Origin of the sequence: Faecalicatena contorta, assembly GCF_022835095.1 — a bacterium.
GTDB classification, from domain to species: Bacteria; Bacillota; Clostridia; order Lachnospirales; family Lachnospiraceae; genus Faecalicatena; species Faecalicatena contorta.
This window is the reverse complement of record NZ_BQNQ01000001.1, coordinates 4,170,564-4,189,850: the sequence shown is the minus strand read 5'-3', so window position 1 is coordinate 4,189,850 and position 19,287 is coordinate 4,170,564. Positions and strand designations below refer to the sequence as shown.

20 protein-coding genes and 1 tRNA gene are annotated in these 19,287 nt (G+C 47.0%); 17 read left to right on the top strand and 4 right to left on the bottom strand.

The genetic code is table 11. From position 1 onward, the window contains the following. Positions 1–266 precede the first annotated feature (266 nt). Positions 267–1,031, top strand: coding sequence for a MerR family transcriptional regulator (locus MWG26_RS18775; protein ID WP_117440613.1), 765 nt, complete (start codon positions 267–269; stop codon positions 1,029–1,031). A 150-nt stretch (positions 1,032–1,181) separates the two neighbouring features. Here MWG26_RS18775 and MWG26_RS18770 read toward each other — a convergent pair whose 3' ends face one another. Then, positions 1,182–1,883, bottom strand: a complete 702-nt coding sequence (locus MWG26_RS18770; RefSeq protein ID WP_025656098.1) for an ATP-binding protein — start codon at positions 1,881–1,883, stop codon at positions 1,182–1,184. 132 nt (positions 1,884–2,015) lie between these two features. Between MWG26_RS18770 and MWG26_RS18765 the strand changes: the two genes are divergently transcribed. The 3 genes from MWG26_RS18765 (at position 2,016) to MWG26_RS18755 (ending at position 5,109) form a co-directional block, all read left to right on the top strand. Beyond that, on the top strand, positions 2,016–2,678 hold the full coding sequence (locus MWG26_RS18765; protein WP_025656099.1) for a Crp/Fnr family transcriptional regulator: 663 nt from the start codon (positions 2,016–2,018) through the stop codon (positions 2,676–2,678). A gap of 102 nt (positions 2,679–2,780) precedes the next feature. Continuing rightward, entirely contained in the window at positions 2,781–3,572 is a 792-nt protein-coding gene (locus MWG26_RS18760; protein ID WP_117440614.1) for a tyrosine-protein phosphatase, read from the top strand. A gap of 127 nt (positions 3,573–3,699) precedes the next feature. Next, complete coding sequence (locus MWG26_RS18755; protein ID WP_025656100.1) at positions 3,700–5,109, top strand: amidophosphoribosyltransferase; 1,410 nt, start codon at positions 3,700–3,702, stop codon at positions 5,107–5,109. A 173-nt stretch (positions 5,110–5,282) separates the two neighbouring features. Here the strand turns inward: MWG26_RS18755 and MWG26_RS18750 are convergent, their stop codons facing one another. Continuing rightward, the gene (locus tag MWG26_RS18750) at positions 5,283–6,422 is read right to left on the bottom strand and encodes a PTS sugar transporter subunit IIC (protein WP_025656101.1); all 1,140 of its coding nucleotides are present in this window, start codon (positions 6,420–6,422) and stop codon (positions 5,283–5,285) included. Positions 6,423–6,623: 201 nt separating this feature from the next. On the opposite strand from MWG26_RS18750, the gene MWG26_RS18745 reads away from it, so the two are divergent. Further along, complete coding sequence (locus tag MWG26_RS18745; protein ID WP_162149270.1) at positions 6,624–7,538, top strand: helix-turn-helix domain-containing protein; 915 nt, start codon at positions 6,624–6,626, stop codon at positions 7,536–7,538. 43 nt (positions 7,539–7,581) lie between these two features. On the opposite strand, the gene MWG26_RS18740 is transcribed toward MWG26_RS18745, so the two are convergent. Next, the gene (locus tag MWG26_RS18740) at positions 7,582–7,839 is read right to left on the bottom strand and encodes a DUF6465 family protein (protein WP_025656103.1); all 258 of its coding nucleotides are present in this window, start codon (positions 7,837–7,839) and stop codon (positions 7,582–7,584) included. A gap of 85 nt (positions 7,840–7,924) precedes the next feature. Next, positions 7,925–8,488 carry an NAD(P)H-dependent oxidoreductase gene (locus tag MWG26_RS18735; RefSeq protein WP_025656104.1) on the bottom strand — a complete coding sequence of 188 codons (564 nt, stop codon included), beginning with the start codon at positions 8,486–8,488 and terminating at the stop codon, positions 7,925–7,927. A gap of 350 nt (positions 8,489–8,838) precedes the next feature. Here MWG26_RS18735 and MWG26_RS18730 point away from each other — a divergent pair, with 350 nt between their 5' ends. From MWG26_RS18730 to MWG26_RS18675, 12 genes are all read left to right on the top strand, one after another. Further along, positions 8,839–10,995, top strand: a complete 2,157-nt coding sequence (locus tag MWG26_RS18730) for a sensor domain-containing diguanylate cyclase (RefSeq protein WP_025656105.1) — start codon at positions 8,839–8,841, stop codon at positions 10,993–10,995. A 147-nt stretch (positions 10,996–11,142) separates the two neighbouring features. Further along, positions 11,143–11,213: transfer RNA gene (locus MWG26_RS18725), tRNA-Gly, on the top strand. A 414-nt stretch (positions 11,214–11,627) separates the two neighbouring features. Further along, positions 11,628–12,251, top strand: a complete 624-nt coding sequence (locus MWG26_RS18720) for a YesL family protein (protein WP_025656106.1) — start codon at positions 11,628–11,630, stop codon at positions 12,249–12,251. Positions 12,252–12,303: 52 nt separating this feature from the next. Then, a complete protein-coding gene (locus MWG26_RS18715) occupies positions 12,304–12,885 on the top strand; it encodes a xanthine phosphoribosyltransferase (protein WP_025656107.1) in 582 nt (193 codons plus the stop codon). Positions 12,886–12,961: 76 nt separating this feature from the next. Beyond that, positions 12,962–13,135, top strand: coding sequence for a hypothetical protein (locus tag MWG26_RS18710; RefSeq protein ID WP_173005776.1), 174 nt, complete (start codon positions 12,962–12,964; stop codon positions 13,133–13,135). A gap of 37 nt (positions 13,136–13,172) precedes the next feature. Then, a complete protein-coding gene (locus MWG26_RS18705) occupies positions 13,173–13,799 on the top strand; it encodes an HAD family hydrolase (RefSeq protein WP_173005778.1) in 627 nt (208 codons plus the stop codon). Positions 13,800–13,815: 16 nt separating this feature from the next. After that, the gene (locus tag MWG26_RS18700) at positions 13,816–14,517 is read left to right on the top strand and encodes a 3'-5' exonuclease (RefSeq protein ID WP_025656109.1); all 702 of its coding nucleotides are present in this window, start codon (positions 13,816–13,818) and stop codon (positions 14,515–14,517) included. 192 nt (positions 14,518–14,709) lie between these two features. Further along, positions 14,710–16,116: a glutamate synthase-related protein gene (locus MWG26_RS18695; protein ID WP_025656110.1), complete on the top strand. Its 1,407-nt coding sequence runs from the start codon at positions 14,710–14,712 to the stop codon at positions 16,114–16,116. Between the two features lie 67 nt (positions 16,117–16,183). Next, positions 16,184–16,750, top strand: a complete 567-nt coding sequence (locus MWG26_RS18690) for a CDP-alcohol phosphatidyltransferase family protein (RefSeq protein WP_117440615.1) — start codon at positions 16,184–16,186, stop codon at positions 16,748–16,750. Between the two features lie 95 nt (positions 16,751–16,845). After that, a complete protein-coding gene (locus tag MWG26_RS18685) occupies positions 16,846–17,355 on the top strand; it encodes a DedA family protein (protein ID WP_117441102.1) in 510 nt (169 codons plus the stop codon). Between the two features lie 62 nt (positions 17,356–17,417). Continuing rightward, positions 17,418–18,728: a glycosyltransferase gene (locus MWG26_RS18680; protein WP_025656111.1), complete on the top strand. Its 1,311-nt coding sequence runs from the start codon at positions 17,418–17,420 to the stop codon at positions 18,726–18,728. Then, entirely contained in the window at positions 18,661–19,287 is a 627-nt protein-coding gene (locus MWG26_RS18675; protein WP_181969596.1) for a lysophospholipid acyltransferase family protein, read from the top strand. The genes MWG26_RS18680 and MWG26_RS18675 overlap by 68 nt, the downstream gene beginning before the upstream one ends.

Below are 19,287 nucleotides of genomic sequence, written 5' to 3'. Positions count from 1 at the left end.
ATATGGGCTGTGGTTTCGGGACCTTTGCGGTTTTTCGGCGTCTTATTTGTCCGCATGACTAAAGCCTGCGGACGAATTTTGGGGTTAGATGACGGGCGGGGGTGTAAAGTGTGGATGTTTTAGGAGATGTTAGAACGGGGTATGAAGAAGTTTAATGGGCTGATATAATGGATATGGCAGTATTATAATAAAATAAAAATTAGATTTCTATTGACTTTGACGCAGCGTCAACTGCTATATTCAAATTACGGCAGGAGGAAATGAATATGGAATATAGTATTAGAGAATTATCGGAAATCGCGGGTATCAGTGCACGTACTCTGCGCTACTATGACAAGATCGGCTTACTCAAACCTTCTTGTGTAAGGGAATCGGGCTACCGCTATTATGGTGAGACAGAGCTGGAGCTGCTGCAGCAGATTCTGTTTTACAAAGAGAGGGGATTGAAGCTGGAGCAGATTGCGGCGATCATTCAAAGTGACGATTTTGATGTTATGGCCGCACTCCATGAACATCTGGAGGAGCTGGAACTGCAGCAGGCCAGGCTGGATAATATGATAACTGCCGTTAAAAAGACAATTGCGTTAATGAAAGGAGAAATTATAATGAGCAACGCAGAAAAATTCGAATCATTCAAAACGGAAATGATAAAAAGCAATGAGGAAAAATACGGAGACGAGATCCGCCGCAAATACGGGGACAATGCGGTGGAAGAATCTAACAAGAGGATGCTGAATATGACAGAAGAAGAGTACAGCCGTATGACAAGTCTGGAAGAGGAAATCCGCGAGGAGTTAAATGCAGCTGTGAAAGCCGGAGAAAGTCCGGAAGGTGAAAAAGCCCGGCACATCGTAGGCCTTCATAAGGAATGGCTGGGTATGAACTGGAAGCAGTATACCCCGAAGGCGCATATCGGGATAACTGAAATGTATGTGGCGGACCCACGGTTTACAGAATATTATGATAAAGACACAGCTGGCTGCGCAGAATTCCTCAAGAAGGCGGTTTTTTGCTGGGCTGAGCGGGGATAGAGGAGGGGGCGACTGCCTGAGATGGCGGATGCGTCGGCAGAGTGGGCGCATCCAGACGCCTGGTAACACAGCGGTGGGGGAACCGAAGTGGGAGGCGGATGGAGTTGGCTGTGCATTTCCCTGCGGCCCCTACCAGCCGCCCTCACCCCATTATAAAATCTTTCCCTGGGTTGACAGTGTTATGATCTGGCAGGGGATTTTTTTCCCACTGTTTTGTACTGCATTTACTACGGCCTGTTCTATTCCTCCGCAGCAGGGGACTTCCATGCGGACGACGGTGACGTTTTTTATGGTATTCTGCCGGATGATTTCGGTTAGTTTTTCCGTATAGTCTATGCTGTCTAGTTTGGGACAGCCCATGAGGGTGATTTTGCCCTTCATGAAGTCCTGATGGAAGCCGGCATAGGCGTACGCGGTGCAGTCGGCGGCGATGAGCAGCTCTGCATTTTCATAATAGGGCGCTTGTACCGGGACGAGTTTGATCTGTACCGGCCACTGGCGCAGTTGGGATTCTGTGGGGGCCGGAGAAGGCGCGGAGGCCTTCGCAGCAGTGTGCGGCCTCAGCTCTCTTGCCTGCGTGCCCGGGCAGCCGCAGGGCAGGGGGGCTGTATTTTTGTGTTTCTGATGGGCCCTGACCGCCTCGGCATCGTATGCAGCGGCTTCCCGTTCCACGAAGCGGATCGCGTCTGCCGGACAGGCAGGAAGGCAGTCTCCCAGGCCGTCACAGTAATCGTCTCTGAGCAGACGGGCTTTTCCATTCACCATGCCGATTGCCCCTTCGTGGCAGGCTTCTGCACATAATCCGCATCCGTTGCATTTTTCTTCATTTATTTCTATAATTCTTCTTATCATTTCAATTCCTCCTTTTTACTTGCCGGTATATAACTGTTCAGGGATTTGAATCCTTTCCTTGTATCTATAGTGGCATTATACTATAATTTAAATATAAAAAAAGTTGTTATTACAACGAAACGGAGAAAATTTATGGATTATAAATTTATCGTGGGAACGAAACTGTTTGAGGGGGTTACCGTGGAAGAGGCCAAAGCCATGCTGGGATGCCTGGGGGCGCAGGAGAGGGCATACGCACGAGGGGAGGTCATTTACCATGCAGGGCAGCACATAGAACGGATGGGGCTGCTGCTGGAGGGCGGCGTCAATATTGTGAGGCCGGATATCTGGGGAAATGAAAATATTATCGGGCATATACTGCCGGGAGAGGTGTTTGCGGAGACCTATGCGTGCAGCCAGAGGGCCCCTATGATGGCGGATGTTATTACAACGATGAAGACAGCGGTGCTGTTTCTGGATGTGGGAAAGGTGGTCAGAAGCTGTGCGTCCTCCTGCAGCCATCATGCCAGGCTTGTACGCAACCTGCTTATGATTATGGCGTCCAAGAATCTGAATCTGGCACAGAAGATCAATCATATTACGCCTAAATCCATTCGAGAAAGGTTGTTGTCCTACCTCTCGTCTGAAGCGGTAAAACAGGGAAAAAAAGAGATTGAAGTTCCATTTAACAGGCAGCAGATGGCAGATTATCTGGCTGTGGACCGCAGCGCCCTGTCCAATGAACTCTCCAAAATGCAGAGGGACGGTCTGCTTAGCTATCATAAGAATCATTTTATCCTTTTGCAGGGGGAGTAAGGAAAAGTGGGATGTAAGAATCTTGTGCGGGAGAGGGAAAAGGTCTATAATAAAATACGATGCGGTTAATGTGGCGGAAACAGGAGGCAGAGAAGGAATCATATGGATTTAAAATCAATAGGGCTTACCGGTGTTGGCAATGCGAGGCAGCTCGGCGGATACACCGGAGCCGATAACAGGAAAATCAAAATGGACATGCTGTTGAGGACGGGGAAGCTGGCAGAAGCCCTGCCGGAAGATCTGAAAAGGCTTAGGGACATATACGGCCTGACGGATGTGGTTGATTTCAGGACGACACCGGAGAGGGACAAGGCGCCGGACCCGGAGATGGACGGGGTGAAGAATTATCACGTACCGATTCTGGACGAGGAGAACGGAAGTATGGCCGCAGTTGCAGCGAGCGGCGTATTTACGCCGGATGAGGCCATCAAGTACTTACTGAGCGGCGCTATGGCAGATATGTATGTGGAGATTGCCACAACACCATTTTCCCAAAAGGGATATGCCAGGTTCTTCCGGATTCTTTTGGAAAATGAGCATGGAGCAGTTCTTTGGCACTGTACCGCCGGAAAAGACAGGGCCGGATTCGGATCTGTGCTGGTGTTGGCTGCACTGGGCGTTGAGCGCAGCGTCATTCTGGAAGATTATGAGATAACCAACCACTATTACAAGGAAAATATAAAAGCCATGGAGCAGTTTTTGAGAAATAAAGGCTTAGGGGACGAAGCGGTACAGGCCGCGCGCTCTACGGCGGGAGCAGAGGTGAAGCATTTGGTTAAGGCGCTGGATGTGATTGACAGGGAGTATGGTTCTATGGAGGAATACCTGCGCAGCCGGATCCTGCTCAGCGATGCGGACAAGGAGAAGCTCAGAAATAAATATTTGGAAAACTGATCCTCACAGTCTTTACGCTGGGAATCAGTTTGTGTTAAACTGGATGCGGAAACAGGCTGTGAGGGCATGCTTCATGACGCTGCCTGTTATATGCAAAAGAAATTTTACTTTAGAAGGAGACAAAAACATGGGAGGCTTTTTTGGCGTAGCTTCAAAAACGGACTGTACGTTAGAGTTGTTTTATGGTGTGGATTATCATTCACATCTTGGGACAAGAAGAGGCGGGATGGCAACTTTTGGGAAAAACGGATTTCAGCGTGCGATTCATAATATAGAGAATTCACCGTTTCGTACCAAGTTTGAGAAAGATGTAGAGGAGCTTAAGGGATGCTTCGGAATCGGATGCATCTCGGACTACGAACCACAGCCGCTGCTGATCCAGTCCCATCTGGGAAGCTTTGCAATTACGACGGTCGGAAAGATTAATAATATGCAGGAGCTCCTGTCAAAAGTATATGAAAATGGACATACGCATTTTCAGGAGATGAGCGGCGGACAGATCAACGCAACGGAACTGATCGCATCCCTCATTTGCAAAAAGGATTCTATCGTGGAGGGAATCCGGTACGTCCAGCAGCTTGTGGATGGTTCCATGACGCTGCTGCTGATGACCACGGAGGGGCTGTATGCGGCGAGAGACAGATATGGACGCACACCGCTTGTGGTCGGCAGAAAAGACGGTGCTTACTGTGTCTCCTTTGAGAATTTTGCGTACATCAATCTCGGGTATACGGATTATAAGGAACTGGGGCCTGCTGAGATTGTATTTATCACACCGGAGAGCGTAGAGACAGTAAGCCCGCCGGGTGAGGAGATGAAGATGTGTTCCTTCCTGTGGGTATATTACGGTTATCCGACTTCTTCCTACGAAGGAGTTAATGTCGAAGAGATGCGGTACAAGTGCGGAAGCATGCTTGCAAAGCGGGACGGGAACAGCGTATCACCGGACATCGTGGCAGGAGTGCCGGATTCCGGCATTGCACATGCCATTGGCTATGCTAATGAATCCGGAATCCCCTACGCCAGGCCATTTATTAAGTATACGCCAACCTGGCCGCGTTCCTTTATGCCGACGAACCAGAACCAGCGGGATCTGATTGCCAAGATGAAACTGATTCCGGTACAGGCACTGATTGAGAATAAGAAGCTGCTGCTGATCGATGACTCTATCGTACGAGGAACCCAGCTTCATGAGACAACCGAATTCCTGTATCAGAGCGGAGCGAAAGAAGTGCATGTCCGTCCGGCATGCCCACCACTTCTGTTTGGCTGTAAATATCTGAACTTCTCCCGCTCCAAGTCAGAGCTGGATTTAATCACGCGAAGGATTATCCAGGAAAGGGAAGAGGAAGTGACAGGGGAAGTGCTGGAAGAGTATGCAGATCCCTGCTGCAGCCGGTATCAGGATATGGTGGAGGAAGTGCGAAGACGCCAGAATTTTACAACGCTGCGCTACCACCGGCTGGATGATCTGGTTGCATCGATTGGGCTGTCACCGTGCAAACTCTGTACGTACTGCTTTGACGGAAAAGAATAGAAAATTGCCGGACAGGCGCTGCCTTGACATAGGTGAAGGCCGCACACGAAGTATGATGACTTATGTGTGCGGCTTTTTTTGATATAGGAAATTCCTCCGGGAGGATGCACACGCCGCCTTGAGGTATATAGCTGCAAGGAGGCATCGCGGCGGCGCCAAAGTGTGCAAGCCCCTCATGAGTGAGGGGGTGGGAAGCCCTTGTGGGCTTGCCCGCGTTGTTCTGGCCCGCGGATATATTTGACGGCAATAGTCAGTGCAAGGGCTGTTATAAATCCGATAGCAGCGGCGGAAATTGCGTGGAAGAGATTGGAGGGATTGCCTTCCTGATAAAACATGAGTACTGTTGACACCGATGGAAAAGAGTACACCGTACTGCACGGTGTAAAGATTCCCTGATAAATTCCTCCCGCAAAGCTGGCTGCAGAAGCCACGGCAAGCAGAGACTTTTTGGGAATACAGATCCCGTAAAGCGCCGGTTCTGTAATGCCGGCAAACAGCGCTACCAGTCCTGCGGAAAGATAAGCGTGCCGCTCCGGTGAGCCGGGTTCATTGAAATAGGCACCCAGAGCCACGCCGGCTATCGCTGTCACACAAATGAAGGAACTCACCATATAGCCGATCTCCATGCCGGTATTCCCTAAGCTTTCCAGCACAATAGCCGTAAAGATCCAGCTCGTCCCTGTCATTGTCAGAAATGGGGAAAGTGCGGAAAAGACGGCCCAGGATAAAACCGGGTTGATTTCCTGCAATTCAAATATGAATGCAGAAATCCCATTTCCTATGATTGTACAGAGCGGCCCCACGAACAGAATTCCAATGATGGATGTAAAAGTTATTGTAATAACCGGCAGAAAAAATGTCCGGAATGTTTTGTTAGAAACTTTTTCCAGAGATCCGGTCAGTTTTGACAGCACATATACCAGGAGGATAGCAGGCAATACGGAAAATGCATACGAAGCCTTATATACCGGAAGAAACAGAAAACGGATCTTTTCCTGTGTGCTCAAAAGCTCTATAAAATCGGGCAGCAGAAGAACCGCCGCACATGCCATGGCAAAAAGCGGATTGACTCTAAAGTGGCAGGCTGACGAGTAAGCCGTAAAAACCGGCAGAAAATAAAAGGCGGCATTGCTGACCGCCGACAGAACATCTTCGGTTTGTGGAGAGAGAGTAAATAATCCGGTATAACCAATCAGGATGATCAGAAGTTTTAAAATACCTGCTGCCATTAGTACCGGGATTACAGGTTTCATACAAGAGGATATGGTGTCAAATAATCTGGAAAAGGGGTTATTTTTCAAAGATCTCTTCATAATCTTATTCACCTCTTTCTTTTTTCTCTGATTATAATTATAATAATGTTTAAAGTGATAATATATAATTATCAGCACAGATATTATAAAAATCTTACCAAATTGAAGCGGACTTAAAAGCCGCTGCAGGTATGGAAGTGAAGCTGGGGCGGAGGATTCATGTACCGCTGGCAGATGATGCTGAATTGTGGGGGAACATTTATGGAATTTATTGAGCGGAATGAAGTGAAGATGGAGACGGGAATGTTTTTAGACGAGGATTTCCCCTTTTATATTTCTTATAAGCAGATCTCGGATTACAGAGACAGTGAGGTGTTGTCGCACTGGCATATAGAGTTGGAATATATACTTGTTCTTGAGGGGCGCCTGGATTATATCGGAGAGGACTCAGAGTACACAATGTCAGAAGGTGAAGGGGTTTTAGTAAATGGAAATGTACTCCATTCATACCGGCGGAACAGGACGAATGAATGCAGATATCTGGTCGTAATCTTCCATCCGTCCTTGATTGGATACAATGCAGCGGGGCGTATCTCTGCAAATTATATCTTCCCATATTTTTCTGGAGACCAGGCATTTACGGATATTCGTCTTACCGGGAGGGAACTGTGGCACAGTGAAATTGCCTCGATTCTGCTGGAGGCAGAATCATATTCTGCGGCCGGGGCAGCGGGGTATGAGATGGATATACAGATACTGCTTCTCAAATGCTGGCGGATTCTGTATGAAAAAGTACTATGCGCCAGAGAAGGCAGGCCTGGGAAAAATCCTAAGAATGAGCTGATATATAAGGCAGTCAAATACATACGGGAACATATAGAGGAGAAAATCTATCTGACTGATATAGCAAGGGCTTGCAGCATCAGCAATACGGAGTGCTGCAGGATGTTCAAAAGGCAGGTGGGGCAGAGCCCGATGGAATATGTGAAGAAGTACAGAATCAAAAGAAGCCTGGATTTTCTGGAAAATAAAAACTGCAGTATCATGCAGGTGGCGCAGATGGCCGGATTTGAGAGCCAGAGTTATTATACAAAGGTATTCCGCAGCATCATGAAATGCACACCACAGGAATACCGAAAAGAAAATAAAAGAGTGATTGACACTGGCGGAACGTAACAGGGCGGAGCAGTCTGCGGCTGCCCCGTCCTGCCGATTGCTTCTAAACCTCCACTGCTCCGCTGTTTCCGCCGCAGGTATAATAAGCCTTCCGTTCTTCCGGCTTGAGATATATGGACAGATCCTCCATTTCGGGTAACCCCTCACTCATGCACTTTTTTCTTACCATTTCGATGACTTCATCAGCCAGGTATTCCTGATTCTGATATTGAATATATAAGTTGGCTTTGCCCGCCTGCACAGCGGACGCTGCGGTTACTGCTTGCTTCTTCTGTTTTTTCTTCTCAATTCTTTTGCTCATGTTTGTCGGCTCCCTTTTTATAATGTCTTATGAATTATAGTACTTTTGGGACAAGAAGTCAAAAAGCAATGGCAGGGAGCAGGAATTACAATTTACATAATTCTTTTTTGGCCCTGGCCATGATAAGTGCTGCATTGTTTTCCGCAATATCAAGCCCTTCCGCTGCAAAGAATCGAACATCCCCGATACCGAACATCCCGCACAGATCCCTTATATATTGATCCGCCGAATTGCATTCCCCAATATAGCCGCCGCAGGTGGTGATATACAGAAGTTCTTTGGCCCTGCACATGGGAACCAGCAGACCGGCTTCGGAATAGCGGAATGTAATTCCGTTTACGCAGATATGCTCAAAATATACCTTCAGGGAAGAGGGAAAGGAGAGATCCCAATAGGGTGCTCCGATCAAAACCGCATCGGCCAGTGCAAACTCTCTGGCATACTGGAAGACGGGAGCCGAGTAATCATGGTTTTGGATATCTGCGGCCCTCTTTTCCAGCATTTGTTCCGTATATGGCACAAGGGATTCCTTCTGCAGATCCACCTCCTGAATGGTCCATTCTTTTTTTAAGCCTTCCAGGTAAGCCCTGCACAGCTGCAATGTTCTGGATTCTGCTCTCACACATGAGTTGACGAATAATAGTTTCATACATTTCCTCCGTAATAGTTCCTGTTTTACTTTTCAGAAGAATCTAAGGTATTATATCCAAAATAGGGCACAGTGGTACCTCTTTCTTAAGGGATAATGTGATTAAATACAACGTTTCTATGGTTTTATCAGCCGAAAAAGTGATGGGTTAACTATTTAGTGTGTTTTATCTGGGCTGTCCGGGGAAAAAATGGCTGCAACATTTGTTTTTTAGTATCCAACTTCAATAAAGTATTGTATAATGAAGCAAAAGGTTTATGGGGATAATTATCGTAGATGAAAGACCCGGTACGGCGGCCGCCGGAGGGGCCGGGCAAAGGCGAATGATTGAAAAAGACAGGTGAGTATAAATGATAGAGAAGGATAAAATTTATCCCGTTATCGTAGATGAGAGTGAAAATATTATATATATATCAGATCCTGAGACATATGAAGTCATTTATCTGAATCAGGCAATGAAGGATACGCTGGATTTAGAACCGGGAGAAGACTACCAGGGGAGACTCTGCTATGAACTGCTGCAGGGGCAGAGTGCGCCGTGCCAGTTCTGTACGAATGGTTATCTGATGAGAGATAAGTTCTATACATGGAAGCATTATAATGAAAAGCTGGGAAGGCATTTCAGCCTTCGGGATAAGCTGATTGAGATCGACGGGCATTTGTTCCGCCTGGAGATCTGCGTGGATATCACAGAGAGCGAGGAGCTCCATAGAAATCTGAAAAGAAAGCTTTCGATCGAAGAGACCCTGGTGCAGTGTATCCATATGCTTTCTGAGAATCAGGACATTGATATGTCAATCAATGGTCTGCTGCGTATTATCGGGGAATTTTTCCAGGCGGACAGATCCTATATATTTGAATGTAATTATGAGGAAGACATCCTGGTCAATACATATGAGTGGTGCAATGAGGGTGTCATTCCACAGAAGGAGAATCTGCAGCGTGTTCCGAGAGATGTAACCGGCCATTGGATGGAGCTTTTCCGCAATAACGGGGCGGTATATCTGCCGTCTGTGAGCAGCCGGGTAGAGGAAAAGGCTCCGGAAGCGGCCATACTCAATCAACAGGGGATTGGCTGCCTGATGGCAGCACCTATATGGGAGGCGGAATTGCAGAATGACGGAGAGAAGACGCTGTATGGATTCATAGGCGTGGATGATCCGACGCGCGGAGTGGAACATATCAAGCTTCTTCAGTCGGTTGCGTATTTTATATATAATGATGTACAGAAGCGGCGCATGATTATGAAACTCGGGGAAATGGGCAGGATTGATGCGCTTACCGGCCTCGGAAACAGAAATTTTTATATGGAAAAACTAAAGGAGCTGGGCGGACAGAAACTGAAATCGATGGGTGTTGTTTTCTGTGACATTAACGGGCTGAAATATGCGAACGACCACTATGGTCATGCTTATGGCGATAAAATGATCCGAAGTGTGGCACAAGGGGTAAAGCAGACATTTCCGGAGAATGCATACAGAATTGGCGGAGACGAGTTTATCGCGCTGTACGTGAATGGCACAAAGGAGGAATTTTACAGCCGTTTGGAAGCCCTGAAGGACTATGCGGAAAATGAATGCATCTGTGATTTCTCTATGGGGGTCAACTTTGGAGAGGGTACCTTTGATGTGGAAGAGCTTATTGGCGGCAGCGACAATATGATGTATTTGGAGAAGCAGACTTATTATGGCAGTATGATCTCAGGAAAGCCAGCCTATCATAAGGCCGTGGCAAGGCAGCTTGTCAGGGAGATAGAGACAGACAGATTTGAGGTGTTTCTGCAGCCAAAGATCTGTCTGGAGACAGGAGAGATGGTGGGGGCGGAAGCCCTGCTCCGGCAGAAAGGGGAAGACGGAGAGTATTATCTGCCGGAACAGTTTATAACGCTGTATGAAAAGGAAGGCGTGATCCCATTTCTGGACTGCTTTGCGTTCGAGGAAGTATGCGGGATACTGCAAGAATGGATGGCAGCAGGAGGGAAGCCCGTTCCCGTGTCGGTAAACTTTTCCCGTATCAGCCTGATGAAGCGGGGGATTGTACAGAGTCTTGCTGAAATCAGGGAGAGATACGGGGTTCCGGAAGGGCTGCTTGTATTGGAGATCACAGAGAGCATCAGCAAGATGGAACCTTCAGCATTACAAGCGTTAATAGACGAGCTTAAAAAATACCATTTTGTTGTGTCGCTGGATGATTATGGCTACCAGTATTCTAACCTTGCGATTTTGTCAAACATGGATTTTGTGGAACTTAAACTGGACAAAAGTCTGGTAGAAAACCTGAAGGACAATCCAAAAGTAAGGGTGTTGGTGGAAAATTCGATCGAGATGTGCAGACAGCTGAACCAGATTATTTCCACCGCGGAAGGTATTGAAGATAAAGAACAGCTGAACATTCTAAAAGGCTTTAAATGCAACATGGGGCAGGGATTTCTTTTTTCACATCCTCTGCCCAGGGATGAGTTTTTTAAGAAGTTTGGAAAAACCGCCGGTATTCCAAAGGGAGACTGATTTTGCGGAGAGCCTGTAGTTGTTCAGGCCGGCCGGAACTGTTACGGGATTTTAAAGAGATAGTCTTAAAAAAATTTAAATAATTAGATTACAGGTATTGATTTTTGTGGGAAGGTATGATATTATATCACTCGTGTCAGAGATGACGCGGGTGTAGTTCAATGGTAGAACACCAGCCTTCCAAGCTGGATACGTGGGTTCGATTCCCATCACCCGCTTAGAAAACAGCCTTATATCAAACGGAGATCCGGTTTTGATATAAGGCTTTTTATGATATAGGAAATTCCTCTGGAATTTCCTATATCATAAAACCCTCCGGGAGGATGCACACGCCGCGATAAGATATATAGCCGCAAAGCGGCATCGCGGCGGCGCCAAAGCGTGCAAGCCCCTCATGAGTAAGGGGGCGGGGAGTTGAGCTGGGCTTGCCCACTTGGTTTTGACAAAGATAAATTCCGGAATTTCTTATCTCAAAACCAGATAATTTCATAGATTTTCTTAAAAAGGAAGTTGAGAAGTTACTCCATTTAAAGTATAATTACTTTATTCTATGTAAAATCAAAATATTAACGTTTCGAAATACTTCAGGGGGGAGGTTTTCGGATACTACAAAAAGAAAAGAGGAAGATTTAATGAACTGGACCGATAACGTTGTAATGAGGGCGCTTAGCCGGGTATGCGATTTTATGCTGCTGAACATCATGTGGATAATATGCTCCATTCCGATCATCACAATCGGGGCATCCACGACCGCTATGTATACCGTAATGCTGAAGCTGGTAAAGAACGAAGAAGGTTATATTGTAAAAGGGTTTCTGGGGGCATTTAAGGAGAACTTCAAAAAGAGCACCATAATGTGGCTGATTCTGCTGGTTGTGGGAATTATAATCGGAATCGACATCCGTTTTTCCGCGGTCATGCAGTCAACGATGCGTACAATATTCCAAAGCATCTTCTTAGTGCTCGGCGTAGTCTGGCTGTGTATGGTAATCTATGTATTCCCTCTGACGGCGCGCTATGAGAACACGATCAAGAATACCTTCAAAAATGCGGTACTGTTATCCGTGGCTAAGCTTCCATATACCGTATTAATGCTTATCATCACGGCAGGGCCGGTTATCATCACCTTTTTGAACACACGGAATCTTCTGATCGGCATTGCAGTATGGCTGATCATCGGCGTGTCACTGGTAGCCTGGCTGAACTCATTCTTATTGCGTAAAGTTTTTGAAATATTTCATACAAACGAGAATTAGGAGAAAATGGAGAGCAAAGGGGTCAGACCCCTTTGAATAGGAGAGGACAAGGATGAACTTTTTAGAAGAGAGAATTTTAAAGGACGGTATTGTGAAGGAAGGGAATGTCCTGAAGGTGGACAGTTTTCTGAACCATCAGATGGATATTGACCTGTTTGATGAGATGGGGAAGGAATTCAGAAAACGCTTTGCGGATAAGCAGATTAATAAGATTCTGACGATTGAAGCATCCGGAATTGGGATTGCATGCATTGTGGCGAAGCATTTTAATGTTCCGGTTGTTTTTGCTAAAAAGTCCAAGAGCATTAACCTGGAAGGGGAGATGTTAGTCGCTGAGGTGGAGTCTTTTACGCATAAGTGCAAGAATAATGTGATCGTTGCCCAGAAGTTCCTTTCTCCGGAGGATCATATATTGATTATAGACGATTTCTTGGCTAATGGCTGCGCGCTGCAGGGACTGATTCAGATTGTGCAGTCTGCGGGGGCCGTGGTTGAAGGGATTGGAATTGCGATTGAGAAGGGATTCCAGTCCGGCGGGCGTATGATCAGGAATCTGGGCTTCCAGCTGGAGTCTTTGGCCATCGTGGAGAGTATGGATGCTGAGAGCGGGACGATCAAATTCCGTGAACAGTAGGAATTGGATTTGTACGAAAAAAGTGTTACAATAGGTGTCAACAAGGCAATGTCTGTATAGAAGGGAGCTGTATTTCATGGGGGAAAAGAATCAGGAACTGATACATAAACTGAAAGATGTTAAAAAATCAATAGTCTCCAAAGAGCTGCGCGGTGATGATTGGGAAGATATGCAGTCGGCCGTGAAGAAACTGGAGGAAGTTGTAACCTATATCAATGACTGTACCGGCAGAGGGATTTATTTTGAGTAGTCAAATTCAACCACCAGTATATGGGCTTGTCTTCGATATGGACGGGCTCATTTTCAATTCGGAAAGAGTCGTGCAGCGGTCCTGGGAACGGGTGGGGACAAAGCTGGGCTATGAACATTTTGGGAACCATATCTATCATACGATCGGGTTTAACGTAAAGAGACGGGAAGAATATTTTAGGAAAAATGTGGATCCTGATTTTCCGATGGCGGATTTTTCCGTGATGACCCGCAGAGAATACCATAAAATTGTGGCTGAAGAGGGGCTGGAAATAAAACCTGGGGTGGTGGAACTCCTGAAATATGCGGCGGATAAGAAGTACAGGATAGCTCTTGCTACTTCTTCACGCAGAGAGCATGCAAGCACTCTCCTAAAGGAGCAGGGGCTGTGGGAGTATTTCGACGGTGCGGTATTTGGAGATATGGTAACCTGCAGTAAACCAAGTCCGGAGATCTATCAGAAAGCCTGCGCAACGATCGGGGTTGACCCGGCCAATGCAGTGGCGCTGGAGGATGCTCCTTCCGGTATCCGGTCTGCAGTGGCGGCGGGGATGCGCGCCATTATGGTGCCGGATCTGGTAGAACCCGACGAGACGATTCTGGAAATGGCATGGCATCGGTTTGACACCCTTTTCGATGTCCTGAGGCTGTTGCAGGAAGGATAAATACAGGAGAAACAGTATGCTGAAATCATATATCGCATTTGACCTGGAGACGACCGGGCTGAACCCGGAACAGAATGAAATCATCGAAATAGGCGCACTGAAAGTGCGCCATGGTAAGGTGCAGGAACGTTTCATGGAATTCGTCCGCCCCACAGAGAACATTTCTCCGGTTGTTTCGGAGCTGACCGGAATCACCAACGAGATGGTCGCAGGCGCCAGAAGCAGCAGGAATGTGATTCCTGACTTTTTGGATTTCTGCGGGGATGATATTCTGATCGGGCACAATGTTATTTTTGACTACAGTTTTGTGAAAGTAGGTGCTATGGCCGAAGGACTGGATTTTGAACGCTTCGGGATTGATACGCTCAGGATTGCGAGAAAAGTACATAAAGATATGGAATCGAAAAGCCTGGGCTGCCTGTGTGATTACTACCGCATAGAGAATCGTGCCGCCCACCGAGCCTATCATGACGCACTGGCTACGGCAAAGCTTTATCAGACACTGGCGCATTATTTTGAAGAGAAGGAGCCAAAACTTTTCCAGCCGGTAACACTAAGTTATAAACAGAAAAAAGCCATGCCTGCAACTCCCAAACAGATCGGTTTTTTGAAGAAATTGATTCTGAACAATGGGGTTCAACTGGAGTGGGATCCCGATACAATTACGAAAAATGAGGCGTCAAAAATGATTGACGATATTATAAATAAACGAATCTGAAAACCGGTTATATAAGGAGTCTGCCCGGAAAGATCCTGTCTTTCTGCGGCAGACTTTATTTTCAGAAAATATATGAAAATAATAATAATTCCTGTTTTGTGTTGACCCGGAAATTTTTAACAGCTATAATAGAACTAATTACTGGTATCAGAACGGCGGGAAAATCAGATAAAACAATAAGGAGGATACAATATGGCAAAGTTTAAATGTGGTGTATGTGGATTTATTTTTGATGAGGAGAAGGAGGACGTTCCTTTTTCGGAACTGACGGTCTGTCCGGTTTGCAGACAGCCGGTCCGTGTATTTGAAAGGGAAGGGGAGACGGAGGAAAAAAAGGAACATGAGATTCCTTCTGTGGAAAAGAATGTAGATCCTTTGGCGTATCCTCCTGAGTTCTACCGGAAAGACGATTCCTGCCGGTATATGGAAGAAATTCATCAAATGGCAGTGAGCGGAAAACCTATTATCGAGGCAATGGGTACGAAGATGCCGATGCCGTGCTGGGACGATATCCTGCTTCTGGGCGCACAGCTCAATCCGCCTCCGCTGGATGAACATGCCCCTGTAAGTATCAAAACGGTGATCGGAAAAAATGCGGAAAAGCCCATGGTGCTGGAAGGCCCTGTTTACATATCCCATATGTCGTTTGGAGCATTATCCAGGGAGACAAAGATTGCGCTGTCCAAAGGCTCTGCAATGGCAGGGACAGCCATGTGCAGCGGAGAGGGAGGCATTCTTCCGGAAGAGATGGCGGCAGCACATAAGTATATTTTTGAATATGTGCCGAATAAATACAGCGTAACCCCGGAGAATCTGAGGAACGCGGATGCCATTGAACTGAAGATCGGTCAGGGAACCAAACCCGGAATGGGAGGCCACCTGCCGGGAGGAAAAGTGACGCCGGAGATTGCAGCGGTCAGGAATAAACCTCTGGGCAAAGATGTGATCAGCCCATCAAAGTTCGAAGAAATCAACAATAAAGAGGATTTGAAGGATTTGGTGGCTCAGCTCCGCCTGGCTTCCGGCGGGCGTCCGATTGGGATTAAAATCGCCGCAGGGCGCATTGAGAAGGATCTGGAATTCTGCGTTTACGCGGAGCCGGATTTTATCACCATCGACGGAAGGGGTGGTGCGACAGGCGCAAGCCCGAGACTGGTCAGGGATTCTACCAGCGTGCCTACCATCTATGCACTTTATCGTGCAAAAAAGTATCTGAGGGAAAATGGGGCGGATGATATCAGCCTTGTGATCACTGGCGGCCTGCGGGTGTCCTCTGATTTTGCAAAGGCGATCGCGATGGGGGCGGATGCTGTTGCTGTTGCATCAGCAGGCCTGATTGCCGCCGCGTGTCAGCAGTTCCGCATCTGTGGAAGCGGTAACTGCCCGGTAGGGGTTGCAACGCAGAATCCAGAGTTGAGGGAAAGGTTTAAGTCAGATGCAGCTGCCAGGAGAGTTGGGAATTTCCTGAACTGCAGTTTTGAGGAATTGAAGACATTTGCGCGGATTACCGGGCATGAAGATATCCATGACCTGAGTGTGGATGATTTGTGCACGATCAGCAGGGAAATTTCAGAGTACACGGATATCAGGCATGCCTGATCCCTTTGGTACAGCGCATTGGAAAGAGAAGCATGGCAGAAAATGAGCAGAGAGGAAGCGGAAAAATATGAATGAAGACACACCAATACGCAAACAGCTGTTATCAATACCGAATTTAATGGGATATTTCCGGATTCTGCTGATCCCGGTAATCGTATGGCGGTATGTGACAGCGGAAACTGTGACGGATTACTATATAGCGGCAGTCATTATAGGAATCTCCGGAATCACGGATTTCCTGGACGGTTTTGTGGCGCGCAGATTCCATATGATTACAAAGGTGGGGAAGGCGCTGGACCCGATCGCAGATAAGCTGACCCAGGGCGCGGTTGTATTGTCTTTATGTTTCCGGTATCCGTATATGATTGTCCTGATGGTACTGTTTGTGGTAAAAGAGGGATTTATGGGTATTATGGGGATCATTATGCTCCGGAAAGGGAAGATGCTGGATGGGGCAAAATGGTTCGGTAAAGTGTGTACTGCTGTGCTGTATGTGGTGATGTTCCTGCTGATATTGTTCCCGCAGCTGCCTGAGAGTGCGGCGAATGGGATGATCCTTCTCTGCGGGGGATTCATGCTGTATTCCTTTGGAGCCTATATTCCGGTATTTTGGAAGATGGGGCGTGATTCATAAAATCTTATAACTTCTTAAGAATTTCTTTTGGTTCTTATGCCAGCCTCCTTTAGAAATCTGTTTTATTCTAGAAACAGTTAAAGGAGGCTGTTTCTATGAATATCCAAACATTGACTCAATATTTTCTTGAATATGGCGCCTTTTTTATCTACCTGATCGTTTTATTGGAATACATGAATCTTCCGGGTTTCCCGGCAGGGCTGATCATGCCGTTGGCAGGGATCTGGGCAGCAAAGGGGGAAATCAGTTTTCCGATCGTCATGCTTTTATCAGTATTTGCGGGACTGACCGGAAGCTGGCTCCTGTATTTTCTGGGAAGGCTGGGAGGCCCGAAGGTGATGGGATTCTATTTTAAAAAGTTTCCGAAACAACAGGCTGTGATAGAGGCGAAGATGGATATGCTGCGTGAGAAGGGGTGCATCGGTGTGTTTGTCAGCAAGCTGCTGCCGATGGTGCGGACCATCATTTCCATACCTGCAGGGATGGTTAAGATGGATTTTCTGAAATATACGGTAAGTTCAACGGTAGGCATTTTCCTGTGGAATCTGGTATTTGTCGGGGCCGGTTACTTTTTCGGCGATGCAGCAATTAAGCTGCTGGCATAGACAGGGATCCGAAGCGGCGTAGTGAGAAGGCAGAAGAAGTGCAGACAGAGGAGGAATTAGGAATGAAGATTGCAATGTTGACAAATAATTATAAACCTTTCGTAGGAGGGGTACCCATTTCCGTTGAAAGGCAGGCGAAAGAACTTGCGAAGCTGGGCCATGAGGTGACGGTATTTGCCCCGGAATATGAACAGACGGAAGACATCCGGCCAGGCGAACAGTTCGAAGATCTGCAGGAAACACGCAGGGAGCGTGTCATCCGGTACAAGACCAGCAGCAGAAAAATGGAAAACGGCATGGTCTATCCCAGAATAGTCAGCAGGGAGATCGTTCAGGCCTTTGAAAAAGAACAGTTTGACTGCATCCATGTGCATCATCCGATGTTTGTGGGTCCGATTGCTTTGTATCTGGGGAAAAAGTATGATTTGCCTGTCATATACACGTATCATACAAAATACGAGGACTATCTTCACTATATACGCCCGTTTCAGTCCGTAGAGGACAAGAGTGCCGTGTGGCAGGAGATATTCCGCCTGGGAAGAGAAAAGGTAGTGCCGGGCTATATGCGGTGGTTTACAAATCAATGCGATTTGATATTGGCGCCGACCTTCAGTATGCAGGAAGCGATGAAGAAGAGCGGAACGAGGACTCCAACGGCAATTTTTCCCACAGGTCTGGAAGATTCCTTTTATATAAAGGATGAAGAAAAATGTACGGCTGTCAGGCAGCAGTACCTGCAGGGGAGAAAACACCTATTTTGTACAGTTTCCCGCCTGGAGGAAGAGAAAAATCCGCGGTTTATGCTGAAGGGGATCGCGAGGCTGAAAGAGCGGATGGATGAGCCCTTCCGGGTATTATTTATCGGAGAAGGAAGTATGAGATCCGAATTGGAAAAGATGGCTGCCGAACTGGGGATTTCCGAGGAAACTGTATTTGTAGGAAATGTAGAGAATCAGGAAGTGAAACATTTTCTCGGGGCTTGTGAACTGTTTTTGTTTGCTTCCAAATCGGAGACGCAGGGAATTGTCCTGGCAGAGGCGTTTGCAGCAGGTATTCCGGTTGTAGCGGTCAATGCTACCGGAGTGGAGGACATTGTAGTGAACGGAAAAAACGGCTATGCGACGGCGGAAGACACGGAAGAATGGTCTGCGAGAATCATGGAGGCAATGCAAATAGAAAACTATGGCAGATTGAAAGAGCAGGCCGTGCTGACTGCATCCGGATTCAGATCATCCAGACTGGCCGTTTACGAAGAAATGCTTTACGCACAGTGTATAAATCAGAGAGAGAAAGAGGAATCCGCATATGAAAATGAGAGAAATCGGGCAGAACGTGTTGGGGCATCTATTTATCGGTTATTTAAGGCTTCTTAATAAAACAGTTACAATACAGTGGGCAGAAAATTCGATAAGCGGCGGAAGCCAGATATTCGGTTTCTGGCACGAAGACAGTTTTTTCATGAACATGATACTTTCAGAAATTTCGAAACAGACCAGTCCTGTCGATGTAATTGTGACTGCTGATAAAAGAGGAGACTATATTCAGAATATGATAGAGCGCAGCGGCGGCCATGCCCTGAGAGTGCCGGACGGTTTTGCCAGCTTCGGGGCGCTCAAAGTGATCATGCAGAACGCATACGAAAGAACCCGCTCCATTGCCGTAGCACTTGACGGCCCCCTAGGGCCAAGGCATGAACCTAAAAAATTGGCCTTTTATCTGTCTGAGCAGGCAGAAGAAGACTTTGTCGGTATCTCCATTTCCTATTCTGCAAAACTCAGAATGACCTGGAGATGGGATAAATATGTGATACCGCTGCCGTTTTCCACAGTGACTGTAGCAGCTCATAATTACGGTGAAGTAAATAAAAAGAACATTCCTGAGCTTCCAACGAATGCAAATATTCCGAAATGTGGTATACTGTTAAACGTATAG

Excerpts from the sequence above, each read along its gene's own strand:
- MWG26_RS18770 (WP_025656098.1), bottom strand. The coding sequence starts at position 1,883 with ATGATAAGAAGAATTATAGAAATAAATGAAGAAAAATGCAACGGATGC.
- MWG26_RS18705 (WP_173005778.1), top strand. The coding sequence starts at position 13,173 with ATGGACGGGCTCATTTTCAATTCGGAAAGAGTCGTGCAGCGGTCCTGG.
- MWG26_RS18715 (WP_025656107.1), top strand. The coding sequence starts at position 12,304 with ATGAACTTTTTAGAAGAGAGAATTTTAAAGGACGGTATTGTGAAGGAA.
- MWG26_RS18685 (WP_117441102.1), top strand. The coding sequence starts at position 16,846 with ATGAATATCCAAACATTGACTCAATATTTTCTTGAATATGGCGCCTTT.
- MWG26_RS18775 (WP_117440613.1), top strand. The coding sequence starts at position 267 with ATGGAATATAGTATTAGAGAATTATCGGAAATCGCGGGTATCAGTGCA.
- MWG26_RS18710 (WP_173005776.1), top strand. The coding sequence starts at position 12,962 with ATGGGGGAAAAGAATCAGGAACTGATACATAAACTGAAAGATGTTAAA.
- MWG26_RS18765 (WP_025656099.1), top strand. The coding sequence starts at position 2,016 with ATGGATTATAAATTTATCGTGGGAACGAAACTGTTTGAGGGGGTTACC.
- MWG26_RS18695 (WP_025656110.1), top strand. The coding sequence starts at position 14,710 with ATGGCAAAGTTTAAATGTGGTGTATGTGGATTTATTTTTGATGAGGAG.
- MWG26_RS18750 (WP_025656101.1), bottom strand. The coding sequence starts at position 6,422 with ATGAAGAGATCTTTGAAAAATAACCCCTTTTCCAGATTATTTGACACC.
- MWG26_RS18745 (WP_162149270.1), top strand. The coding sequence starts at position 6,624 with ATGGAATTTATTGAGCGGAATGAAGTGAAGATGGAGACGGGAATGTTT.
- MWG26_RS18720 (WP_025656106.1), top strand. The coding sequence starts at position 11,628 with ATGAACTGGACCGATAACGTTGTAATGAGGGCGCTTAGCCGGGTATGC.
- MWG26_RS18690 (WP_117440615.1), top strand. The coding sequence starts at position 16,184 with ATGAATGAAGACACACCAATACGCAAACAGCTGTTATCAATACCGAAT.
- MWG26_RS18675 (WP_181969596.1), top strand. The coding sequence starts at position 18,661 with ATGAAAATGAGAGAAATCGGGCAGAACGTGTTGGGGCATCTATTTATC.
- MWG26_RS18730 (WP_025656105.1), top strand. The coding sequence starts at position 8,839 with ATGATAGAGAAGGATAAAATTTATCCCGTTATCGTAGATGAGAGTGAA.
- MWG26_RS18755 (WP_025656100.1), top strand. The coding sequence starts at position 3,700 with ATGGGAGGCTTTTTTGGCGTAGCTTCAAAAACGGACTGTACGTTAGAG.
- MWG26_RS18680 (WP_025656111.1), top strand. The coding sequence starts at position 17,418 with ATGAAGATTGCAATGTTGACAAATAATTATAAACCTTTCGTAGGAGGG.
- MWG26_RS18700 (WP_025656109.1), top strand. The coding sequence starts at position 13,816 with ATGCTGAAATCATATATCGCATTTGACCTGGAGACGACCGGGCTGAAC.
- MWG26_RS18735 (WP_025656104.1), bottom strand. The coding sequence starts at position 8,488 with ATGAAACTATTATTCGTCAACTCATGTGTGAGAGCAGAATCCAGAACA.
- MWG26_RS18740 (WP_025656103.1), bottom strand. The coding sequence starts at position 7,839 with ATGAGCAAAAGAATTGAGAAGAAAAAACAGAAGAAGCAAGCAGTAACC.
- MWG26_RS18760 (WP_117440614.1), top strand. The coding sequence starts at position 2,781 with ATGGATTTAAAATCAATAGGGCTTACCGGTGTTGGCAATGCGAGGCAG.